Source organism: Mycobacterium sp. UM_Kg1 (genome assembly GCF_000972925.1).
Taxonomy (GTDB): Bacteria; Actinomycetota; Actinomycetes; order Mycobacteriales; family Mycobacteriaceae; genus Mycobacterium; species Mycobacterium hiberniae.
The window spans coordinates 1-236 of record NZ_JRMK01000393.1; the positions used below are offsets into that span (position 1 = coordinate 1).

General features: G+C 69.5%; 1 protein-coding gene. It reads left to right on the top strand.

The genetic code is table 11. The features are described from left to right. Positions 1 to 236 (top strand): hypothetical protein (locus LI92_RS21680; RefSeq protein WP_046322795.1); only part of this gene is annotated, 236 nt, incomplete at both ends.

Consider the following 236-nt stretch of genomic DNA (forward strand, 5'->3'; position numbering starts at 1 on the left):
GACGAACCACTGTTCGACGACAACGAGTACACCGCCAACGTGGATCGGGTCATCCCGGCGATGCTGGGCCTGTCGGCGCTGATCGGCTCAAGGCGGCCCCCGGCCGGGTTGTCGGCGACCGACCTGGCCGCCTGGAGCTATGAGGGGCACACCCACTACCTGCTCATCGACGATGTCGACGCCATCCCCGACACCCCGGCCCTGACCGGGCCCTACGCCGGGCAACGGCCGTGGAC